Annotated in this window: 16 protein-coding genes; 8 read left to right on the top strand and 8 right to left on the bottom strand. The window is 73.9% G+C overall.

All coding sequences use genetic code 11. From position 1 onward, the window contains the following. Positions 1-52 precede the first annotated feature (52 nt). A complete protein-coding gene (locus HTZ77_RS39485) occupies positions 53-1,591 on the top strand; it encodes an alpha/beta hydrolase (protein ID WP_235995812.1) in 1,539 nt (512 codons plus the stop codon). 96 nt (positions 1,592-1,687) lie between these two features. Here HTZ77_RS39485 and HTZ77_RS39490 read toward each other — a convergent pair whose 3' ends face one another. After that, on the bottom strand, positions 1,688-4,810 hold the full coding sequence (locus HTZ77_RS39490) for a sacsin N-terminal ATP-binding-like domain-containing protein (protein WP_175594881.1): 3,123 nt from the start codon (positions 4,808-4,810) through the stop codon (positions 1,688-1,690). Positions 4,811-4,914: 104 nt separating this feature from the next. Next, entirely contained in the window at positions 4,915-5,730 is an 816-nt protein-coding gene (locus HTZ77_RS39495; RefSeq protein ID WP_175594882.1) for a DUF3027 domain-containing protein, read from the bottom strand. A 235-nt stretch (positions 5,731-5,965) separates the two neighbouring features. Between HTZ77_RS39495 and HTZ77_RS39500 the strand changes: the two genes are divergently transcribed. Beyond that, positions 5,966-7,666 carry an MFS transporter gene (locus HTZ77_RS39500; RefSeq protein ID WP_328809042.1) on the top strand — a complete coding sequence of 567 codons (1,701 nt, stop codon included), beginning with the start codon at positions 5,966-5,968 and terminating at the stop codon, positions 7,664-7,666. Between the two features lie 40 nt (positions 7,667-7,706). On the opposite strand, the gene HTZ77_RS39505 is transcribed toward HTZ77_RS39500, so the two are convergent. Together HTZ77_RS39505 and HTZ77_RS39510 are read right to left on the bottom strand one after the other, a co-directional pair. Continuing rightward, positions 7,707-8,102 (bottom strand): cold-shock protein, encoded by a 396-nt coding sequence (locus tag HTZ77_RS39505; RefSeq protein WP_175594883.1) that lies wholly within the window; start codon positions 8,100-8,102, stop codon positions 7,707-7,709. Positions 8,103-8,193: 91 nt separating this feature from the next. After that, a complete protein-coding gene (locus tag HTZ77_RS39510) occupies positions 8,194-8,850 on the bottom strand; it encodes an HAD family hydrolase (protein WP_268960236.1) in 657 nt (218 codons plus the stop codon). 169 nt (positions 8,851-9,019) lie between these two features. Here HTZ77_RS39510 and HTZ77_RS39515 point away from each other — a divergent pair, with 169 nt between their 5' ends. From HTZ77_RS39515 to HTZ77_RS39535, 5 genes are all read left to right on the top strand, one after another. Next, positions 9,020-9,697 carry a TetR/AcrR family transcriptional regulator gene (locus HTZ77_RS39515; RefSeq protein WP_175594884.1) on the top strand — a complete coding sequence of 226 codons (678 nt, stop codon included), beginning with the start codon at positions 9,020-9,022 and terminating at the stop codon, positions 9,695-9,697. A gap of 146 nt (positions 9,698-9,843) precedes the next feature. Further along, positions 9,844-12,291: a helicase C-terminal domain-containing protein gene (locus HTZ77_RS39520; RefSeq protein WP_175594885.1), complete on the top strand. Its 2,448-nt coding sequence runs from the start codon at positions 9,844-9,846 to the stop codon at positions 12,289-12,291. 83 nt (positions 12,292-12,374) lie between these two features. Next, the gene (locus HTZ77_RS39525; protein ID WP_175594886.1) at positions 12,375-13,853 is read left to right on the top strand and encodes an AMP-binding protein; all 1,479 of its coding nucleotides are present in this window, start codon (positions 12,375-12,377) and stop codon (positions 13,851-13,853) included. A 60-nt stretch (positions 13,854-13,913) separates the two neighbouring features. Next, positions 13,914-14,279: a hypothetical protein gene (locus HTZ77_RS39530; protein WP_175594887.1), complete on the top strand. Its 366-nt coding sequence runs from the start codon at positions 13,914-13,916 to the stop codon at positions 14,277-14,279. A 72-nt stretch (positions 14,280-14,351) separates the two neighbouring features. Beyond that, positions 14,352-16,004 carry a DNA repair helicase XPB gene (locus tag HTZ77_RS39535; RefSeq protein ID WP_175594888.1) on the top strand — a complete coding sequence of 551 codons (1,653 nt, stop codon included), beginning with the start codon at positions 14,352-14,354 and terminating at the stop codon, positions 16,002-16,004. Between the two features lie 225 nt (positions 16,005-16,229). Here HTZ77_RS39535 and HTZ77_RS39540 read toward each other — a convergent pair whose 3' ends face one another. After that, a complete protein-coding gene (locus HTZ77_RS39540; protein ID WP_175594889.1) occupies positions 16,230-16,562 on the bottom strand; it encodes a hypothetical protein in 333 nt (110 codons plus the stop codon). 143 nt (positions 16,563-16,705) lie between these two features. Here HTZ77_RS39540 and HTZ77_RS39545 point away from each other — a divergent pair, with 143 nt between their 5' ends. Beyond that, complete coding sequence (locus HTZ77_RS39545) at positions 16,706-18,718, top strand: HelD family protein (protein WP_175594890.1); 2,013 nt, start codon at positions 16,706-16,708, stop codon at positions 18,716-18,718. A 78-nt stretch (positions 18,719-18,796) separates the two neighbouring features. Here the strand turns inward: HTZ77_RS39545 and HTZ77_RS39550 are convergent, their stop codons facing one another. The 3 genes from HTZ77_RS39550 to HTZ77_RS39560 are packed head-to-tail and all read right to left on the bottom strand — an operon-like array spanning position 18,797 to position 21,178. Next, positions 18,797-19,483, bottom strand: coding sequence for a nucleoside/nucleotide kinase family protein (locus tag HTZ77_RS39550; protein ID WP_175594891.1), 687 nt, complete (start codon positions 19,481-19,483; stop codon positions 18,797-18,799). Beyond that, positions 19,480-20,361 (bottom strand): sugar phosphate isomerase/epimerase family protein, encoded by an 882-nt coding sequence (locus HTZ77_RS39555; protein ID WP_175594892.1) that lies wholly within the window; start codon positions 20,359-20,361, stop codon positions 19,480-19,482. The genes HTZ77_RS39550 and HTZ77_RS39555 overlap by 4 nt, the downstream gene beginning before the upstream one ends. A gap of 55 nt (positions 20,362-20,416) precedes the next feature. After that, complete coding sequence (locus tag HTZ77_RS39560; RefSeq protein ID WP_175594893.1) at positions 20,417-21,178, bottom strand: ATP-binding cassette domain-containing protein; 762 nt, start codon at positions 21,176-21,178, stop codon at positions 20,417-20,419. Positions 21,179-21,244 lie beyond the last annotated feature (66 nt).

Genomic DNA, 21,244 nt, shown 5'->3' on the forward strand with positions numbered 1-21,244 from the left:
AGCTGTTTCTGGGCACTACCTGGGCGAGATCGACAAGACCATGCTGATGGGCATGAAGAAGACCGCCCTCGTTTCCGCCCTCTGCCTGACCGCCCTCGCCGGATGCGCGGGCCCGACCGGCGCCGCCACCGGCTCGACCACCGCGAAGACCGACGCGCGGACCACCGCGCGGACCAACGCCGCGACGGGCGCGGCAGGGACCGCGGGGGCCGCGCTGGGAAGCGCTGCGATCGCCTGGAAGACCTGCACCGGCCTCACGGGCCCCGACGGCAAGCCCGCCGCCCCCGACCCGACCCTCCAGTGCGGCACGCTCGCCGTGCCCCTCGACTACTCCAGGCCCGGCGGCCGGCGGATCGACCTCGCGCTGATCAGGGTCAAGGCCACCGGCGACCGGCTCGGCTCCCTCGTCTTCAACTTCGGCGGCCCCGGCGGCTCCGGCGTCGACACGCTGGCCATGGCCGCCCGCGCGTTCGCCGCCCTCGGCACCCGCTACGACCTGGTCAGCTTCGACCCGCGCGGCGTCGAGCGCAGCGCCGGCGTCCGCTGCGGCGGCGACGTCGAGGCCATCCTCAACGCCACCGACGGCGCGGGCGGCGACAAGGCGGTCCGGAGGTTCGTGGCCGCGTGCCGGAAGGACTCGGGCAAGGTGCTGCCGCACGTCGGCACGGTCGACGCCGCCCGGGACATGGACCGGATCCGCGCCGCGCTCGGCGACGCCAAGCTCAACTACTTCGGCCTGTCGTACGGCACGCAGCTCGGCGCCGTCTACGCCACCCACTTCCCCAAGAACACCGGCCGGATCGTCCTGGACGCCGCCTACGACCCCAGCGGCACCTTCGCCGACCGGGCCGTCATCCAGGCGACCGGGTTCGCGACGTCCTTCGCCGCCTTCGCCGAGGACTGCGTCGCCAAGGGCTGCGACCTCGGCCAGGACCCCGCGGCGGTGAAGAAGACCGTCGAGACGTTCGTGGACGGCCTGCGGGACAAGCCGCTCAAGGTCGGCAAGCGCACGCTCACGCACGCGCTGGGCCAGCTCGGCGTCATCACCCCGCTGTACGCCAAGGCCACGTGGCCGGCGCTGGAGCAGGCCGTCGCCGCCGCCGTGAAGGGCGACGGCGCCATGCTCCTCGCCCTGGCCGACACCTACACCGGACGCCGCGCCGACGGCACGTACGCCACGATGCTCACCAGCATGCAGGCGATCACCTGCGCGGACACGTCCGAGCGGCCCACCCCCGCCCAGGCCGCCGCGATCAACCGCAAGATCAAGAAGATCTTCCCCGTCCTGGCCACGAACGGCACGGTCCCGCCGTGCGCCCACTGGCCGGTGCCGGGGGACAACGCGGCCAAGCGGATCGACGCCACGGGCTCGGCGCCCATCATGGTGGTGGGCGCCAAGGGCGACCCGGCCACGCCGTACCGGTGGGCGGTGAGCCTGACGGCGCGGCTCAGGACGGGCTCGCTGCTCACGTACGAGGGCGAGGGGCACGGCGCCTACCTCAGCGGCAGCGCCTGCGTCGCGCAGCACGTCAACACGTACCTGCTGACGGGCAAGCTCCCGCCCCGCGACACGAGCTGCCCCGCCGCCTGACCTCCTTGGTCCACGCATCGGCCGGTGAGCGCGCATGCCGCGACTCGCCGGCCGATGCTCGTCGACGCCGCTGGTGTACAGCGCCGGCTTCCACACTCAGGACAGGTCGGCCTCGGCGAGCAGGAGGGGGACGGCGGACGGGTCGCGCAGGAGGGCGGCGACCGCGAGCCGGTCGTTCCACTGCCCCGTCGCCCAGGCCAGCCCGCGCGCGAGCCCCTCGACCCCGGTGCAGTGGACCATGCCCTCGTAGTAGCGCCACGTGCAGGCCATCCCGTCGACCAGCAGCTTCTCGTGCTCGACGTACGTGCCGGGCGCCGTGGGCAGCAGGGAGCGCACCTCGGGCGGCACCGGGCGGATCTCGCCCTCGGAGGTGACCTCCCCGCTGGTGAGCTCGCCCGCGAGCGGCAGGTCGAGCAGCTCCGACAGCGACTCGGCCAGGTCGTACGGGGCCAGCACCAGGGGACGGTCGGTGACGAGCTGGAGCAGGTCGGGCGCCTCCACCACCACGGCGTCGTCAGCGGCGGCCACCACGATGTCGCCGCGCAGCACCGCCCGCACCCGCGACGGCGGCGCGACCCGCGCCGGGTCGACCGTCGCCAGGGCCATCCACAGCGCCCGCAACTGGGCCCGGTCGACCTCGACGGACGCGTCGGCCATCAGGTCGAGCAGCTCCTCCGGGCCGCCGTGGGAGGCGAGCAGCTCGGCGAGCGTGGTGCGCACCCCGAGCATGGCCAGCGCGCCCTCGTCGAGCCCGGCCGGCGCGTCGGCGTACAGGCCCTGGAGCAGCGGGTCGGCACCGGGCAGCCGCAGCTCGCGCGGCCGCCGCCCGTCCAGTACGGGATGGTGGGACAGCCACCACGCCGTGTAGGACGGCACCTCGACGCCCTCGACGCGCAGCGGGTGGAGCGCGGCCCGCAGCGGCGGCCTGGCCAGCAGCGCCAGCGCGGCCTGCCAGTCGGCGACCAGCTCCAGGTCGCGCACCGCCGTGAACTCCGGCACGACCGGCGGCACGTCGAGGTCGGGCAGCAGGTCGAGGACGTGGTCGAGCCAGTCGTCCTCGCCGTCGAGGTCGTGGTCGCAGTCGTCGTGGTCGAGCAGCACGTCGGCGTCGTGGACCACGGCGAACCCGTCGAGCACCCCGGCGGCGGCCAGCACGCGCGCGCCGTAGGTCTCCTCCAGCTCGGCGGCGGCCACGCCGAGGTGCCCGCCGGGCTCGACGAGCCGGGCCAGCGCCCCGTCGGCCAGCATGAGCTCGCCCGCGGGGTACAGCTCGCCGTCGGTGGCGGGCAGCGCCAGCTCGGCCAGCCACGGGGCCTCGCCGGGCGCCAGGCCGCCCGCCTCGACGAGCGACAGCACCGCCCGGGCCACGGGCTCGGGGTCGGGGCTGTCGAGCGACTGGGAGACGGCCTCCCTGGTGAGCGGGTCGTCCAGGATCGTGCGCGGCGTGGCCTCGGCCGCGCCGAGCCGCAGCAGCGCGGGGTGCGCGGCGTCGGGGTGGACGATGCGCAGGCCCAGCGGCGTCAGGTCCAGCCCCGCGCCCGAACCGCCGAGGTCGAGGACGAGGGTGCCGCGCGGGCCGCGCACCAGGCGGCCGTCGGCCAGCGGCACCGGCAGCGCGCCGAGCGACTCGGGGTCGTCGGCGGGCAGCACGTCGTACAGCGAGCGCCACCACGACGGCTCGCGCCCCTCCACGGCCTCGCCCGACAGCAGGTCGACCACCTCGGCCAGCTCCACCCGGCGCACGCCGAGCGAGGCCATGGCCGGGTGCCGGGCGGGCCAGCCCGCGGGCAGCAGGCCGGGCACGAAGTCGGCGACGGCCGCCAGCAGCTCGCCGGAGCCCGCGACCACGGCCGCCTCGCGGCCGGCGACCACCCAGCCGTCGCCCTGGCGCTCCGGCGCCGGGTGCTCGACCCGCCACTCGGCGTCGGGCTCGTAGACCTCGGCGTCGGCGAACGACGGCGTCTGCACGGCGGGCGCGGGCGCGGACAGGGCGGGCAGCAGCGGCGTGCCGGGCAGCCTGCGCAGGATGGCCCGGCGGATGCGGGCGTCGAGCTCGCCCTTGCCCATGAGCGCGGGCACGAGGTCGAGCAGCGCGGGCGTGCGCGGCAGCTCCCGCAGCAGCCGGACGTAGGCGTCGGCGGCCCGCTCGACCAGGAAGTCGGTCAGCGGCCCCTTGGCGACGTGGCGCCGGTCGGTGGCCATCGGGAACGAGGCGATGAGCAGCGCCGGCAGGTCGAGCGGCTCGTCGCTGGGCGTCGGCGCGTGGACCACGGGCGGCACGCTGCCGGGCAGCGGCCTCGGCTCCCCGACGCCACCCGGCCCGGTCTCGGCCACCGAACCGCCGCCGGCACCCGACCCGGCCTCCGAAGCACCCGACCCGGCCTCCGCGCCGTCCGGGGCCGCCACGGGCACGGCCCAGCGGACCGACCAGTACGGCCGGGCGCGCTCCTCGGTGGGCCGGTCGGCGAACAGCTCGGCCACCTGCTCGGGCCCGAAGTCGCCCGCGTCGGACACCACGTGCCATCCGCCGGCGGCCACCGTACGGGTCACGCCCTCGACGTCGATCTCGATGGCGGTCAGCGCGGGCATGCCCAGCGGCAGCGCCGGGCTGGTCTCCTCCAGCATGCGCCGTACGGCCGCCACGGCCGCCTCGTCGCGCAGCGGGAGGCGGACGAGCGTGTCGAACCCCTCCGGCACCTCCAGCGGATCGGCGGCGAACGGCAGGCGCAGCAGGGGCACGTGGCCGGAGCGCGAGGCCAGCTCGCCGGCCAGCGCGGGCGTGCCGGACACCAGAGCGGCCGTCTCCGCCCGCGACCAGCGGACGGAGTCCGCCCCGCGGGAGCCGACGGACGGCTCGTCGCACACCGACACCACCGCGGCGAACCCGACGCCGAACCGGCCCGCGGTGCCCGTCTCGCCCCGCTTGCCGGAGACCCGCAGCGTGGACAGGCTCTCCACGCCGGTCGCGTCGAGCGGGGCGCCGGTGTTGGCGGCGGTCAGCACGCCGTCGCGCAGGGTCAGCCGGAGCACCCCCGGCACGCCGGCGCGCAGGGCCGCGTCGGCGGCGTTCTGGGCGAGCTCGACGATCAGCCGGTCGCGGTAGCCGCCGAGGGCGAAGTCCTCCTCGGCGTTGGCGTCCTCGCGGAAGCGGGCGGGCGAGGCCGTCCAGGCGGCGAGCACGGCGGCCCGCATCCGGTCGGTGCCGAAGGTGTCGGTCATGGATCACGATCCTGGTTGGGAGTAGGGGGCCACCGTAGGTTAGCGGCCCTCACCGACACTCCCGGTCCCGTGGACGATCACGGGACCGGAGCCGCCGCGGCGGCTCAGGAGTGTTCCGGCTCCTCGGCGACCGGCTCGTCCACCGAGCCGTCGTCCTCCTCGCCCTGCTCCTCCTCGATCAGGTCGTACCCGAGGTCGTCGAGGATCGGGGTGGCCTGCTCGACCGGCGGCGGCATGACCGCCGCCTCGGAGTGGGCCCCGCACCCGTGGTCGGCGGCCACCACCTTGCCGTCGTCGGGGGCGTACTCATTCGCGCAGACCCCGAACATGTGCCGGAGCCCACCCGCGAGCAGCCAGTAGAAGCCGCAGGTGGAGCACTGCGCGGGAGCGGCGTGTGCGATCGGAGTGTGCGGCCCGTGCTCGCCCGAGTGCCAGCGCCTGGCAGCCCGGTCCCTGCCGATGGCCGAGAGCACACGTGCCCGGCCCAGGCCGTACTCGAAAACCATCTGGCGGTCGACGTCGTCATCGGTCTCGGCGAAACCCGGCTCCAGCCGGTCGTCGTCCTCGGGGGTCGGCAGCAGGTCGCCCACGCCGAGGTCGCCGGGGAGCAGGCGCTCGTTCCACGGCAGCCAGTCGGGCGCCAGCAGGGCCCCGGAGCCGGGCAGCAGGACGGCCTCGCTCACCGTGACCTTCTTCGCGCGGGAGGCGCGGGTGACGGTGACCGCCCAGCGCCAGCCGCGATAGGCGCGGTCGAGGCAGGCGAAGTAGTGAGTGACGACCCGGTCGCCCTCGGCCTCGAAGCCGAGGTGCTCGCCCGGCTCGCCGGGTCGCGCGAGTTCCTCCGCTGCGGCGCGAGCCAGGTCGACCGCGGCGACGCAGGCCTGGTCGGGGGCGGAGACGCGAGTCCGGGTGCGGCTCATCGGACCGCCTCCGCCGAAAGGTGCTGTTCGCTCACACCTCATTCTCACCCATGACCGGACCTGAAGGTGCCGACTGTGCGGATCTCCCCCGCGTCAGCCCGCCTCACGGCGGGCCGACCCGGCTCCTGTACGGGCCATGCGCGCAATTCGGCAAAAGATGTCGATACATCCGGAAGACCCAACGGTGAACCGTGATCGCCCGGCAGCCGACGTCCATCGGGTATGACTGGTAACCGTGGAGGGTGGCTGGGACAGGGCGCGGCGGGTCTCGCGGCGCGTCGGCCGCGGGCTGGCCGGCGCGGGCCGCGCTACCGCGCGCGCCGGTCGGGCCACCGCCTCCGGCACCGCCAGAGCCGCCCGGGCCACCGGACGCGGCGTCAGGTTCACCGGCCTGGCCGCCGCCGGCGGCGTGCGCGGGGCCGGACGGGCCACGAGGCGCCTGACCCACGCGGGCGGCGCGGGCCGCACGGGGCTCGGCCGGCTGATCGAGCTGACCGCCGGGCACGGCGCGGGCGACGCGCTGGTCACGGTGGCGCTGGCCAGCACGGTGTTCTTCGGGGTGCCGGTGGGCGAGGCGCGCGGGCCCGTGGCGCTGTACCTGCTCATCACGATGCTGCCGTTCGCCCTGCTCGCGCCGTTCGTGGGGCCCATCCTCGACCGGTTCCGGTCGGGCCGCCGCTACGTCATGGCCGGCACGCTGTTCGGCCGGGGGCTGCTGTGCTTCGCGATGGCGGCCGCCGTGGGGCCGGGCGACGTGGTGACGCTGTTCGGCGGGGCGCTCGGGGTCCTCGTGCTGTCCAAGGCGTACAACGTGTCCCGGGCGGCGATCATGCCGAGCGTGCTGCCCGCCGACATCACGCTGGTGTCGGCCAACGCCCGGGTCGCGCTGTTCTCGCTGGTCTCGGCGGGCGCGGTGGTGCCCGTCGCCGCGGGGCTGTCCGCCTGGCTGGGCAGCGCGGCCGTGCTGCGCGTGGCGATGGTGGTGTTCCTGCTCGCGGGCGTCTCGGCCGTACGGCTGCCGCGCCACGTCGACTCGCCGGACCTGGAGGAGGCGGACGGCGAGCCGGGCGGCCCGCCGAAGTGGCGCACGCTGCTCCAGGTCGGACCGGCCGTGGCCGAGGCGGTCTGGGCGAACGTGGCGATCCGCCTGTTCTCCGGCTTCCTGCTGTTCTTCCTGCTCTTCCTCGTCCAGGACGGCGGCGTGCCGTGGCTGGCCGAGCGTCAGCCGTTCTTCGACGTGCCGAAGACGATCGCGCTGCTCGCGCTGGCGGCCGGGCTCGGCGGCCTGCTCGGCGCGGTGGCCGCGAACTGGGCGCGGCGGCGGGCGCCGCAGGTCATCGTGCTCATCACGCTGGCCGTCACCTGCGTCACCACGATCGTGAGCGCCGCCCTGTTCGGGCTGTGGACCGCCGTGGCGATCTCGCTGGTCACCGGGTTCGCCCAGGAGCTGGGCAAGCTGGCGCTCGACGCGATCGTGCAGCGGGAGATCGGCGAGGAGGTGCGCTCGTCCACGTTCGGCGTGGTCGAGGCGCTGCTCCAGCTCGCGTGGGTGTTCGGCGGGCTGGTCGGGCTGCTGCTGTCGCTGTCGGAGAGCAGCGTGGCGGGGTTCGCCACGCTGGGGGCGGCGCTGACCGCCACGCTCGTCTGGCTGGCCGTACGGCGGCGCCGCCGGATCCGCGCCGTGGACGAGCGGTTCGAGGCTCGCGCCGGCGGGCCGGACGACCACGCCGATCCGGCCCACGAGCCCGGCGACCACGCCGCAACGGTCCACGAGCCCGATCCGGCGTACGAGCCCGATGGCCACGCCGGACCGGTCCACGAGCACAGCGGCACGCCGGAGGAGCGCCGCCGACCGCGGTCGGCGAACGGCCGGCACTCCGACGACCTGGACACGACCCTGGAGCGCACCAAACCGCTGACCAACCCCCACGGATGACGCCCGGGCGAGGGCGCCGCCCCGGGAAGCCCTTCCGGGATCAGGCGTCGAGGTCGTCGGCCACCGCGCGCAGCACCTGCGCGATCTTCTTGGCGTGGGCCGCGTCGGGGTGCTTGCCCCGCTGGTACGACGTCGAGACGCCGTCGAGGAGCTTGATCAGGTCCTCGACGATGACCACCATCTCGTCCGGCTTCTTCCGCTTGCCCTTGGGCTTGACCTTCGCGAGCGTCGGTGGCTGTTCGAGGATCCTGACGGACAGTGCCTGTTGACCGCGCCGGCCCTCCGCCACGCCGAACTCCACCTTCTGGCCGGGCTTGAGCGGCCCGGCGCCGGGGGGCAGCGCGGAGGAATGCACGAACACCTCACCGCCGTCGTCACGGGTGAGGAAGCCGAACCCCTTGTCGGCGTCGTACCACTTGACCTTGCCACTCGGCACAGGAGGGACCTCGTTCGAACCGTCGTAAAGGATGAATGGATGTAGGTTATGCCCCGGAGCGCGCCAGAGCGACCGGGTAATTACGGAGCAATTACACGAGTTCGTCGTGGGGACGCCAGCCCGCGAACCAGGCGGCGAATTCGGTCAGGTCTCCGAGCGCCACATCGGCTCCGTGATCACGCAGCTCCTCCACCGTGTAGGGGCCGGTCGCCACCGTCACGCTGACGGCGCCGCCCGCCCGCGCCGCCTCGATGTCGGCGACATGGTCACCAACATAGGCGGCGGCGCCGAAGCGCGCGAGAGCCGTTCCCTTGGCCGCTCCGAACAACGATCCGACGACCTCGTCCACCTCGAACCCGAGGGAGTTCACCGTGCGCACCGCGTCGTGGACGTTCTTGCCGGTCACGACGATGACCCGGCCGCCACGGGCCCGTACGGCCGCGATCGCCTCCCGCGCACCGGCCATCGACGTGGTCATGGGGACGGCCACCCGCGGATAGATCTCCCGGAACAACGCCACCACCGCCGGGATCTCCTCGGCCGGGAACCAGTTGGCCAGCTCCGTCTCCAGCGGCGGCCCGAGCCGGGTGACGACGGCGCCGCTGTCGATGGGCACGCCCACCCGCGCCGACACCTCGTCGTAGACGGCCGCGATACCGGAACGCGTATCCGCCAAAGTCAGATCCAGATCGAAACCTACGGAAGTCATCACACGCTGCAGGATGTCAAACACCGCAGAGTTACCCATAACCGGCCTTGTTGTGCCACGGTGGGAATGGGCGGAAACGCCATTGACTTATCGGGCGACAACCGCGTACGGACGCCGGGGGAACCGCCTCGCGGCCCGCGACCGCACGACCACTCCGGCCGCGACAGGCTGTGACGGCTACGCTCCTCACGGAGGTGTCACCGAGGACATGACCAGATCGCCAGCCGCCGCGGCCGGGAGCGGGCCCGCCAGGACCGGCGGGGGGCGCCCCGCCGTGAGCACGCGCGAGCGGATCATCGACGAGGCGCTGCGCCTGTTCGCCGAACGCGGTTACGCCGCCACGTCGGTGGCCGAGATCGAGGCCGCCTCGGGGCTGTCCCCCGGCGCGGGCGGGCTCTACCGCCACTTCAGGTCCAAGTACGAGGTGCTGGCCGCGGCCATCAACGAGCACGCCGCGCGCACCCGCACCCAGGTCGCCGACAGCCTGGCCGAGCTGGGCGACATGGAGGGCTCCGTCGAGCTGGAGGCGCGGCTGACCCGGCTGTGCCGCGCCGGTCTGGCGAAGGTGCGCGAGGAGTCCGAGCTGACCCGGGTGTTCTTCCGCGACCTCAGCCAGTTCCCGGAGCTGGTGGCGGTGGTGCGGGAGGGGCTGCTCCAGCCCATGTTCGACGCCATCACCACGTGGTTCTCCACGCAGCCGGAGTACCGCGACGCCGACGTCGACTGGAGCGGCATCGCGGCCGTGCTCGGCGGCGCCGTGGTCCACTACCGGATGTTCCAGGAGACGGTCGGCGACGCGCCGGGGCACGCCGACAAGGACCGGTTCGTCGCGGCCTGGGTGCGCCTCGCGCTCGGCCTGCTGCCCACCCCGGCACGGCGCCGCTGACCCGCGCGGCCCCTCGGACTCCCCGGCACGCCGGCCCCACGGAGGCACGCGGCCACCCGGCTCCCCTGACCCGCCGACCCCGCTGGACCCGCGCGGCCACGTGCGCGGCCGTGGTGACGCGATCTGGTGGACATACCATGGCATCGATGGAGTTCACCGAGTGGATCAGGGCCCGCAGCGACGAGCAGCTACGGGCGCTCGTGTCCGCGCGCCCCGAGCTGATCACTCCGGTCCCCGCGCACCTGGAGGGCCTGGCCGCGCGGGCCGGCAGCCCGTCGGCGATCGGCAGGGCCCTCGACCGGCTCGACCGCTTCACCCTGGCCGTCGTCGAGACGCTGGCCGTACAGGACGGTCCCGCGCCGCGCGAGACGCTGGCCGACCTGGTCGCACGCGCGCTCGCCGCCGGTGAGCCCGAGCCGGCGCTCGGCGCCGCGCTCGACCGGCTGCGCGACCTCGCCCTCGTGTACGGCCCCGACGACGCGCTCGACCTGGCCCCCGGGGTGCGCAAGGCGCTCGACGACCCGGCCGGGCTCGGACCGCCCGTCGCCGAGGTCTTCCGGCACCACCCGCCCGAGCAGCTCGACGAGATGGCCGACGACATCGCGCCCGGCACCACCGGCACGGGCAAGGAGCGGCTGGCCGCGGCCCTCGCCGAGCCCGCCAAGCTCCTGGAGGAGGTCTCCGGCGAGGCCAGGGCGGCGCTCGACCAGCTCGCCTGGGGCCCGGCGACGGGCCGGGTGCCCAACGCCCGCCGCGAGGTGCGCGTCGGATCGGCCCGCTCCCCCATCGAGCAACTGCTCGCCCGCGGTCTGCTGGCCGCCACCGGCGAGGAGAGCGTGACGCTGCCCCGCGAGGTCGGCCTGCACCTGCGCGGCGGCCGCGTCCACCGCGACCTGCTGGCCGCGCCGCCCGCCCTGGAGGGGACGGCACGCGAACAGGAGCTGGCCGACCGCACCGCGGCCGGCCAGGCGTTCGCGTTCGTGCGGGTGGTCGAGGAGCTGTGCGAGCGCTGGAGCTTCGAGCCGCCCGGCGTCCTGCGCACCGGCGGGCTCGGCGTGCGCGACATGAAGCGCGTCACGACCGAGCTGGACGTGCCCGAGTGGGCGGCGGCGCTGGCCGTGGAGGTGGCGCACGCGGCCGGGCTCGTCGCCCAGGGCGGCGGCGTGGACGGCGAGTGGCTGCCGACCACCGGTTACGACCTGTGGCGGGTCCGCTCGACGGCCGACCGGTGGGTGACGCTCGCGCTCACCTGGCTGCACATGGACCGGGTCCCCGGCCTGGTCGGTGAGCGGGATGAACGAGACCGGCCGCTCAACGCGCTGCACCCCGACCTGCGCAGGACGGCCGCGCCGGTGGTGCGGACGGCGGCGCTGGGCGTGCTCGCCTCGGCGCCCGGCCTCGCGCCGTCCCGCGCGTCGGTGCTCGACCGGATGGCCTGGGAGCAGCCGCGCCGCAGGGGGCCGCTGCGGGAGCAGCTCGTGGAGTTCGCGCTGCGTGAGGCCGAGCAGGTGGGTGTGACCGGTCTCGGCGTGCTGTCCGGACACGGGCGCGCCCTGATGATGGGCGCGGGGATCGGCCCGGGACCCGCGGAGGGCGCGGGGACCGCCACGGGGTCCCGCGCGGGGAAGGCGTCGGGCGCGAAGGGGACGAAGGGCGCGGCGGCGAAGGCCGCGGCGGCCGGCGATCCCGCGGCCGTGCTCGCGCCGCTGCTGCCCGAGCCCGTCGACCACGTCCTGCTCCAGGCCGACCTCACCGCCGTCGCCCCTGGCCCGCTGACCAGCGAGCTCAACCGCTGGATGACGCTCGCCGCCGACGTCGAGTCCAAGGGTGGGGCGACCGTCTACCGGTTCAGCGACGCGTCGGTCCGGCGCGCACTCGACGCCGGGCAGGGCGCCGACGAGCTGCTGGCCGCCCTGGAGCACCACTCCGCGACACCGATGCCGCAGGCGCTGTCGTACCTGGTCGCCGACGTGGCGCGGCGCCACGGCCGCATCCGGGTCGGCTCGGCCAGCGCGTACGTCCGCTGCGACGACCCGGCGCTGCTCGACCAGATCATCGCCGACCGCCGCTCCGCCTCGCTGCGACTTCGCCGGCTCGCGCCGACCGTCATCGCCTCGCGCACCTCGCGGGCCGCGCTGATCGACTCGCTGCGCGCCATGGGGTACGCGCCCGTCGCCGAGTCGCTCGACGGCGACGTGATCGTCTCCCGGCTGGACGGGCGGCGCTCGGAGGGCCCGGCGCAGACCCGGTCCGTGCCCGCCTCCAACGGGCTGGACGCCGAGGTGGCGGCGGCGGCCGTCCGCGCGCTGCGGGCCGGCGACGCCGCGCACCTGACCCGCCGCGAACCGGTCGCCGCGCCGGGCGGCACGATCCCGCGCGGGCCGGCGACGAGCACCATCACCGCCCTCCAGGACGCCATCAAGCAGGGCGAGCGGGTGTGGATCGGCTACCTCGACTCCCAGGGCAACGCCACCTCCCGCATCCTCGAACCCGCCCGGATGGAGGGCGGGTACCTGACCGCGTACGACGAGACCAGGGCGGCCGTGCACCGCTTCGCCCTGCACCGCATCACGGGAGTGGCCGGACTGTCCTGACGACCCCGGCAGCGGGTCACAGGAGTGGCCCGGTTGTCCTGACAACCCTTGACTGCGGGTCATGATCGCGCGAGGTTGGACCCGTGGGAGAGCTGACGCTGGGCAGGCTGGCCGAGGAGGCGTGGGAGCGGTTCGACGACCATGACGCGGTCTTCTACGACGGCGTCTGGCACCGCGGTCACGCGCTGGCCGAGCGCGCGCGCCGGGTCTGCGGCGGGCTCGTCGAGGCGGGCGTCCGGCCGGGCGACCGGGTCGCGGTGATGATGGCCAACTCGCCCGACGTGGGCGTCGTCTACCAGGCGCTCTGGGCGGCGGGCGCGGTCGTGACGCCCGTGGTGTTCCTCGTGGGCGCCGCCGAGCTGCGGCACATCCTGACCGACAGCGGCGCCTCGGCCATCGTGACCTCACCCGAGCTGCTGCCGGTCGTGGAGGAGGCGGGCGCCGGGATCCGCGTGTTCGTCGACACCGCCGAGCTGGAACGGGCGGCCGAGCACGGCCCGGTGCCGCGTGACCCCGGCGACCTGGCCGCGCTCATGTACACGGGCGGCACCACCGGCACGGCCAAGGGCGTCATGCTCAGCCACCGCGGGCTGTGGCAGGTGGGCAAGGACGCCTTCGAGATGTCCCACCAGGAGGGGCTGGACCGGGCCATCGTGCCGGTGCCGCTCTCCCACGCGTACGGGCTGATCGTCACCGTCGCCGGGATGCACGCGACGACGCCGCAGCAGGCGGTGCTGATGCGCTGGTTCGACCCCAAGGCGTTCCTGTCGCTGGCGGCGGAGCAGCGCGTCCGGTACGGCACGGTCGTGCCCGCGATGCTGCACATGCTGCTCGCCGAGCCGCTGGAGGAGCACCCGCTGCCCGACCTCGCGTTCCTCACCTGCGGGGCGGCTCCGCTGGGCCGCGACGCGCTGGAGGAGTTCGAGCGCCGGATGCCCGGCACGCAGATCCTGGAGGGCTACGGGCTGACCGAGACCAGCGCGGTCACCACGTTCAATCCGCCGGGCCGACGCCGGGCGGGCAGCGTGGGCCTGCCGCTGGCCGGCTACCGGATCACGATCCGCGAGTCCTCCGGCGAGGAGGCGGAGTGCGGCGACGTGGGCGAGATCTGCGTGCGCGGCGAGTCGCTGATGCTGGGCTACTGGGGCGAGCAGGAGCCCGACCCGGGCGGCACGGCGCTGGTGGACGGCGAGCTGCGCACGGGCGACATCGGCTGCGTGGACGACGACGGCTACCTCTACGTCGTGGACCGGAAGAAGGACCTGATCATCCGGGGCGGCTTCAACGTCTTCCCGCGCGACGTGGAGGACGCGCTGAACGAGCACCCCGACGTGGTGATGTCCGGCGTGGTGGGCCGGCCCGACCCGCGGCTGGGCGAGGAGGTCGTGGCGTTCGTGCAGCTCATGCCGGGCCGTACGGTGACGGCCGACGAGCTGATCGCGTGGGCGCGGGAGCGGGTCGGACGGGTGAAGTACCCGCGCGAGGTGGTGTTCGTGGACGCGATCCCGGTGACGAGCGTGCTGAAGCTCGACCGCAAGGCCCTGCGCGCCCGCCTTTCCTGATCGCGCCGTCGCCGGCGCGACCGACATGTCGTGATAAGTGTTGACCTTCCGGAGGTGAACATGAGTCACACGAACCCCGGCGGCGACTACCCCTACGAGCCGTACGGCGCCCCGTACGGCGAGCGGCCCCCGCCCGGCCACGGCCACGGCTACGGACCTTCCTACGGCCCTCCCCAGCCCCCGCGCGGCGGCGTGAGCGCCGCCGCGCTCGTCGCGCTCGTCCTGAACCTCCTCGCGATCGTCGGCTGCTGCAACGTCCTCGCCATCCCGGGCTCGATCCTGGCCGGGCTCGCGCTGCGCGCCGAGACCCTGCCGAAGACCAGGCGCGACCTGCTCACCTGGAGCTGGGTCCTGTACGGGCTCGGCTTCGCGCTCACGATCAGCGTCTTCTTCTCCCTCGGCGCCAACGGCTATCTGGACGACTGAGCGAGGCGTTTTCGCCGTTCGGGGACTGTTCTCGGCTCCGGATGTGTTGGATAAGGGTCACCCGGAGGAAGGATGTCCGTGAACGACGGCCCGCTCATCGTCCAGTCGGACAAGACGCTGCTGCTCGAAGTCGACCACGACAAGGCCGACGAGTGCCGTAAGGCCATCGCGCCGTTCGCCGAGCTGGAGCGCGCTCCCGAGCACGTCCACACCTACCGCGTCACCCCGCTCGCGCTGTGGAACGCCCGTGCTGCGGGCCACGACGCCGAGCAGGTCGTGGACGCCCTCATCAGTCACAGCCGCTACCCCGTCCCCCACGCGCTGCTGGTCGACGTCGCCGAGACCATGGCCAGGTACGGCCGGCTGCGCCTGGAGAAGGACCCGGTCCACGGCCTGATCCTCACCTCCAGCGACCGGGCCGTGCTGGAGGAGGTGCTGCGCTCGAAGAAGATCCAGCCGATGCTGGGCGAGCGCCTCGGCGCCGACTCGGTGGTCGTCCACCCGAGCGATCGCGGCAACGTCAAGCAGGCGCTGCTCAAGCTCGGCTGGCCGGCCGAGGACCTGGCCGGCTACGTGGACGGCGAGCACCACCCGATCGACCTGGCCCAGGACGGCTGGAACCTGCGGCCCTACCAGCAGGAGGCCGCCGACGCGTTCTGGCACGGCGGCTCCGGCGTCGTCGTGCTGCCCTGCGGCGCCGGCAAGACGATCGTCGGCGCGGCGGCCATGGCCCACGCCCGCGCCACCACGCTGATCCTGGTCACCAACACGGTGAGCGCCCACCAGTGGAAGCAGGAGCTGATCAAGCGGACCTCGCTCACCGAGGACGAGATCGGCGAGTACTCCGGCTCGAAGAAGGAGATCCGCCCGGTCACCATCGCCACCTACCAGGTGATGACGACCCGCCGGAAGGGCGTCTACAGCCACCTGGAGCTGTTCGACGCGCGCGACTGGGGCCTGATCGTCTACGACGAGGTCCACCTCTTGCCCGCGCCGATCTTCCGCATGACGGCCGACCTGCAGGCCCGCCGCCGCATCGGGCTGACCGCGACGCTCGTGCGCGAGGACGGCCGCGAGGGCGACGTCTTCTCCCTCATCGGCCCCAAGCGCTACGACGCGCCGTGGAAGGAGATGGAGAACCAGGGCTGGATCGCGCCCGCCGACTGCGTCGAGGTGCGGGTGACGCTCACCGACGAGGAGCGGCTCGCGTACGCGATGGCCGAGTCGGAGGAGCGCTACCGCTTCTGCGCCACGACGCCGTCGAAGACGCGGGTCACCGAGGCGCTGGTCCACCGCCACCTGGGCGACCAGGTGCTGGTCATCGGCCAGTACATCGACCAGCTCGACGAGCTGGGCGAGCACCTCAACGCGCCGGTCATCAAGGGCGAGACCCGGATCAAGGAGCGCGAGCGCCTCTACCAGGCGTTCCGCGACAAGGAGATCCAGGTGCTGGTGGTGTCCAAGGTCGCCAACTTCTCGATCGACCTGCCGGAGGCCGCGGTGGCGATCCAGGTGTCGGGCACGTTCGGCTCGCGCCAGGAGGAGGCGCAGCGGCTCGGCCGGGTGCTGCGGCCCAAGGCCGACGGCGGCGGGGCGCGCTTCTACACGGTGGTCAGCCGCGACACGGTCGACCAGGAGTTCGCGGCGCACCGCCAGCGGTTCCTGGCCGAGCAGGGGTACGCGTACCAGATCATCGACGCCGACGACGTGCTCGGCGGGGTCTGAGCCGCGACCGCGAGGGGCTCAGCCGCTGATGACCCGGCCGCGGCGCGGCCGGGCACCGGCGTTCGTCACGTCCACGAGACTCCGCGGGCCGTCGACAATCGAACCACCCCCCTCTGCGTGCAATCCGCCGCCGTAACTGAACCGCTGGCGACATACCCCCATGATCGGGCAAACCCACCTGATATGCCCGAATTTCTTGGTTTTGCCAGTCATCTTCCAGGTTGGTTACCTGGCCAGCATGCCGCCGAGGAACAGCACGCCCTCGGCGGTGATCCAGGCCGCCACACCCGCCCCCAGCAGCCAGGTGAACGCGTGCGCGTCGCGTCTGGCCGTCGGCACCAGCCAGGCCCCCGCCGTGCAGCACGCCGCCAGGACCGCGAACAGGCCCGACACCGTGGAGACCATGCCGAGCCGCTCCGGGCAGTCCTCCGGGCCGCCTCCCGGGCAGAACGCCTCCACGCCCCAACCGGCGAACACCGACAGCCCCCACAACGCGGCCAGCAGAAAGCTCGCGATGGTCGGAATGATCGGCGAGAAGCGAAGCCGTACGCGTCCCACGCCCTGTGCCTACCCCGGGTAAATCCCTTGGAAGCATCCCGGAGCTCCCACTAAACTGTCCGGCTCGCTACCTTGCACCAACGTCGCCTCCGGCGACAGCGCACCACCACCTCCGCCGACACTCCTCAGGGAGGCGCTTTCGCATGCCCGCACACAAGCTGGCCCCCGACATACCCGACGCTCCCACCGACGTGCTCGCCGCCGAGCAGGCCCATCTGGCCGACTCACGCGAGGCGCTGCGCGCGATGCGCGCCCACGCCCAGTCCCTGTCGGCCGACGCCGCCGGCGACTGGGTGTCCCAGCAGATCCTCCAGGGCCTGCTCGACCAGCGCGTGGCCGCCCTCGCCGACCACCCCGACACGCCCCTGTTCTTCGGCCGCCTCGACCGCGCCGACGGCGACGACCTGCCCTCCACGATCTACGTCGGCCGCCGCCACGTCCACGACGGCACCAGCCGTCCCCTCGTCATCGACTGGCGCGCGCCGGTGTCCCGCGCGTTCTACCAGGCCAGTCCCGCCGAACCCATGAGCGTCGTACGGCGGCGCCGCTTCGGCTACCACGGCGGCGCGCTCACCGCGTACGAGGACGAGCCGCTGGCCGAGGGCGGCCGGATCGGCCCCTCCCGAATCCTCACCGAGGAGATCGAGCGGCCCCGCACCGGCCCCATGCGCGACATCGTCGCCACCATCCAGCCCGACCAGGACGAGATCGTCCGCTCCACGCTGGCCCAGACCGTGTGCGTGCAGGGGGCGCCCGGCACCGGGAAGACGGCCGTGGGCCTGCACCGGGCCGCCTACCTGCTGTTCACCCACCGCGAGCGGCTGGCCCGCTCCGGCGTGATGATCGTCGGGCCCAACCGCGCGTTCCTGTCCTACATCTCCTCCGTGCTGCCCGCGCTCGGCGAGGTCAAGGTCGACCAGACGACGGTCGCCGGGCTGCTCGGCGAGCACGCCGCACCCGAGGACCCCGAGGTCGCCGCGGTCAAGGGCGACGCCCGCATGGCGAAGGTCCTCGACCGCGCCCTGTGGCTGCACGTCGTCAAGCCGGAGGAGGGCGTCGTCTTCACCAAGGGCGCCTACCGCTTCCGGGTGGCCGACTACGAGGTCCGCGAGATCGTCGCGTCCCTGCGCGGCACGACCCGCTACGCCCCCGGCCGCGCCGCGCTGGCGCAGCGGCTGGCCCACCAGGTGCTGGTCCGCATGGAGCAGCGCGGCGAGTCGCCCGACGACCGGGTGCAGGACGCCGTGGCCCGCTCCAAGCCGGTGCGCCGACTCGTCGACGCGGTCTGGCCCAAGCTCACGCCCGAGCAGGTGCTCTTCCGGCTGCTGGCCGAGCCGGAGTTCCTGGCCCGCGCAGCCAAGACCGACCTGTCGCCCGAGGAGCAGGAGCGGCTGCTCTGGGCGAAGCCGTACCGGAGCTGGAAGTCGGCGAAGTGGTCGGCGGCCGACGCGGCGCTGCTCGACGAGCTGGCCGACCTCATGGAGCGCACGCCCTCGCTCGGGCACCTGGTGGTGGACGAGGCGCAGGACCTGTCGGAGATGCAGCTTCGCGCGCTCGGCCGGCGCTGCCGCAACGGCTCGGCCACCGTGCTCGGCGATCTCGCCCAGGGCACCACGCCGTGGTCTGCGACCACGTGGGAGGCCGTGCTGGCGCACCTCGGGCAGGAGGGCGAGGTCACGGAGCTGACGCTGGGCTTCCGCGTGCCGCGCGAGGTCCTCGACTACGCCGCCCGCCTGCTGCCGTCCATCGCCCCGGGCCTGGCCGCGCCCCGCTCGCTGCGTCCGGGCGCCGGGTCGCTGACCGTGCGGGAGGGCGGCGAGGTCCTGGCCGCCGTGCGGGAGGCGCTCGGCCGCGAGGGGTCCATCGGCGTCATCGCGCCGGACGCCCTGGTGGCCGAGGTGGCCGGGACGCTGGCCGGGGACGGTCTCGCCCACGCGGTGCTGGGGCCCGACTCGGCCGAGGAGCACCGGCTGCTCGTGGTGCCCGCGACGCTGGCCAAGGGTCTGGAGTACGACCACGTGATCGTGGTGGAGCCGGCCGACATCGTGGATGCGGAGCCCCGGGGGCTGGCGCGGCTCTACGTGGTGCTCACCCGCGCCGTCACCACCCTCACGGTCGTCCACCGCAAGCCGCTCCCGGCCCAGCTCACGGCCTGAGGTCGCCGCACGACCCGCTTCACGACCGGCCCGCTGCACGGCCCGACGCACGCCCGATACGCGGCCCCCTGGCCCGGCTCACGGGCCGGGCGGGTCGTCCGGGTCGTGGCCGAGCGAGCGCAGGAGCAGGTCGGGCACGACGAGGTCGGCCCGGTCCCGGGTGGTGGCGATCAGATCGGCGTTGCGCTGGTCGGTCCCCATCACCCAGGCCACGGCCGCGTCGGGCTCCTTGCCGAACCGCGTGTGCCGGGAGACGAGCCGGCGCACCCGCTCCACCGAGTCGAGCGAGCAGTACCACACCTCGTCCAGGAAGGGCCGCACGCGCGCCCAGTCGCCCTGGTCGAGCAGCAGGTAGTTGCCCTCGGTGATGACGAGGCGGGCGGCCCGGGGCACCGGGATGCTGCCCGCGATCGGCTGCTCCAGGACGCGCTCGAACGCGGGCGCGTACACGACGTCCTCCTCGTCCTCGCGCAGCCGGCGCAGCAGCGCCGCGTACCCGGCCGCGTCGAACGTGTCGGGAGCGCCCTTGCGCTCGCGCCGCCCGAGCCGGTGGAGCTCCACGTCGGCCAGGTGGAAGCCGTCCATCGGCACGTGCGCCACCCACTCGGCCGGCTGCCCGGGGGGCGGCGCCTGCCGCAGCGCGCGCACCAGGTGCTCGGCGAGCGTCGACTTGCCCGCACCGGGCCCGCCGGTGATGCCGAGCAGCGCCCGGTGCCCGCCGGTGACCAGCGCGCGGGCCCGGGCCGCCAGGTCGTCGAGCGTCATCGGGCGCGGCTCGCGTGGAGCTGGCCGGCGATGAAAGCGCGGGCGTGGCGGGCCAGGTCCTCGCCGTCGGTCCACAGGTTGCGCCAGATGGCCAGGTCGTTGGACAGCCCTCGCATCACGACCGCCGAGGAGAACGACTCGAACGTGATCGGCCCCTGGTAGCCGATGTCGCCGAGCGCGTGGAAGAACGCGGTGAAGTCGATGTGCCCTGATCCGAGGTAGCCGCGATGGTTCTCACCCACATGGACGTAACCTAGCCGGTCCCCGACCTCGTGCACGGGCCGGACGAGATCCTCCTCCTCGATGTTCATGTGGTACGTGTCGAGGTGGATGAGCACGTTGTCCTCGCCGATGTCGTCGGCGAGCCGGAGCGCGTCGCGGGCGGTGTTGACCACGTTGGTCTCGTACCGGTTGCAGATCTCCAGCCCGAGCGTCATGCCGTCGCCGGCGGCCTCCTGGGCCAGGCGGCGCAGCACGGTCACCACGTTGCGGCGGCCCCCCTCGGTGAGCGGGTGGCCGTACTTGCCGAGCGCGCTGTAGAGGGCGCCGGTGAAGTGGGTGCCGCCCAGCCCGCGCGTGACGGCAAGGGAGTCGTGCAGGAGCTTCTCGCCGCGTTCGACCACGGCGAGGTCGTCGCTGGAGACGTCGGCGTCGAAGGCGAGGCCGCGCGAGCAGGCGACGCCCAGACCGGCGGACGCGAGCGCGTCGCGGGCCGCCGCGACGTCGAGGTTCGCCGAGTCGTGCAGAGAGATCTCCAGCAGGTCGAACCCGGCGGCCTTCGTCTTGCCGATCGCCTGCTCCAGCGAGGCGGGACTCGTGTCGCCCACCCACACCAGGGCGTGGACGCCGATCGGGTTGGCCGGGTTGTCGGTGGCCATGGGAACGTGCCTTCTTTCGTCGGATGGTTCTTTCGTCGGATGGTTGTGGATGCGGTCAGGAGCCGATCGCGCCGGTGACCAGGCCGACGATCTCCTCGCCGGTGGTGTCGGCGGTGCGCCGGCCACCGACGCAGCGACCCGCGCGCATCACCCACACCTGCTGGCTGAGCCGTATGACCTGGGCGAAGTTGTGGCTGATGATCAGCACGGCGTGACCCTCGTCGCGCAGCCGGAAGACGAGCTCCTCGACGCGCGCCGTCTCCTGGACGCCGAGTGCCGCCGTGGGCTCGTCCATGATGACGAGCTTGGAGCTGAACCCGGCGGCCCGGCAGATGGCGACCGCCTGACGCTGGCCGCCGGACAGCCGCCGCACGCGCGAGCCCACGGCCGGCACGTTGACGGCCAGCGCGGAGACCATCTCCCGGGCCCGCGCCTGCATGGCCCGGCGGTCGAGCAGGCCGACGGGGCCCAGCCGGCGGACGATCTCGCGGTTGAGGAAGAGGTTCTGCCACACCGTGAGGTCCTCGACGAGGGCCAGGTTCTGGTGGACGGTCTCGATCCCGGCCTCGCGGGCGTCCTCCGGCGAGTGGAAGTCGGTCCGCCCGCCGTCGAAGGTGATGGTGCCGCTGTCCGGCCGGTGGATCCCGGAGACGCAGCGGACCAGCGTCGACTTCCCCGCGCCGTTGTCGCCGACGAGCGCGGTGATCTCGCCGGGCCGCAGCGTCAGCGAGACGTCGACCAGGGCCCGGACGTTTCCGAAGGACAGGGACACGTCGTCGCACGACAGGAGCGCGTCCCGCCGCAGATGTTCGGTCATTGAAGCTCCTTGAGGCAGGAAATCCCGGGCTCTAGCTTTGTGGGGCAAAGTCGGACACAGTACGTA

The sequence above is a fragment of the Nonomuraea montanisoli genome (assembly GCF_013363975.1).
GTDB lineage: Bacteria > Actinomycetota > Actinomycetes > Streptosporangiales > Streptosporangiaceae > Nonomuraea > Nonomuraea montanisoli.

Bases quoted from the DNA above. Each gene is read 5' to 3' on its own strand.
- HTZ77_RS39495 (WP_175594882.1), bottom strand. From the start codon at position 5,730: ATGAGCCGCACCCGGACTCGCGTCTCCGCCCCCGACCAGGCCTGCGTC.
- HTZ77_RS39560 (WP_175594893.1), bottom strand. From the start codon at position 21,178: ATGACCGAACATCTGCGGCGGGACGCGCTCCTGTCGTGCGACGACGTG.
- HTZ77_RS39520 (WP_175594885.1), top strand. From the start codon at position 9,844: ATGGAGTTCACCGAGTGGATCAGGGCCCGCAGCGACGAGCAGCTACGG.
- HTZ77_RS39545 (WP_175594890.1), top strand. From the start codon at position 16,706: ATGCCCGCACACAAGCTGGCCCCCGACATACCCGACGCTCCCACCGAC.
- HTZ77_RS39510 (WP_268960236.1), bottom strand. From the start codon at position 8,850: ATGGGTAACTCTGCGGTGTTTGACATCCTGCAGCGTGTGATGACTTCC.
- HTZ77_RS39490 (WP_175594881.1), bottom strand. From the start codon at position 4,810: ATGACCGACACCTTCGGCACCGACCGGATGCGGGCCGCCGTGCTCGCC.
- HTZ77_RS39515 (WP_175594884.1), top strand. From the start codon at position 9,020: ATGACCAGATCGCCAGCCGCCGCGGCCGGGAGCGGGCCCGCCAGGACC.
- HTZ77_RS39555 (WP_175594892.1), bottom strand. From the start codon at position 20,361: ATGGCCACCGACAACCCGGCCAACCCGATCGGCGTCCACGCCCTGGTG.
- HTZ77_RS39530 (WP_175594887.1), top strand. From the start codon at position 13,914: ATGAGTCACACGAACCCCGGCGGCGACTACCCCTACGAGCCGTACGGC.
- HTZ77_RS39485 (WP_235995812.1), top strand. From the start codon at position 53: ATGAAGAAGACCGCCCTCGTTTCCGCCCTCTGCCTGACCGCCCTCGCC.
- HTZ77_RS39550 (WP_175594891.1), bottom strand. From the start codon at position 19,483: ATGACGCTCGACGACCTGGCGGCCCGGGCCCGCGCGCTGGTCACCGGC.
- HTZ77_RS39535 (WP_175594888.1), top strand. From the start codon at position 14,352: ATGTCCGTGAACGACGGCCCGCTCATCGTCCAGTCGGACAAGACGCTG.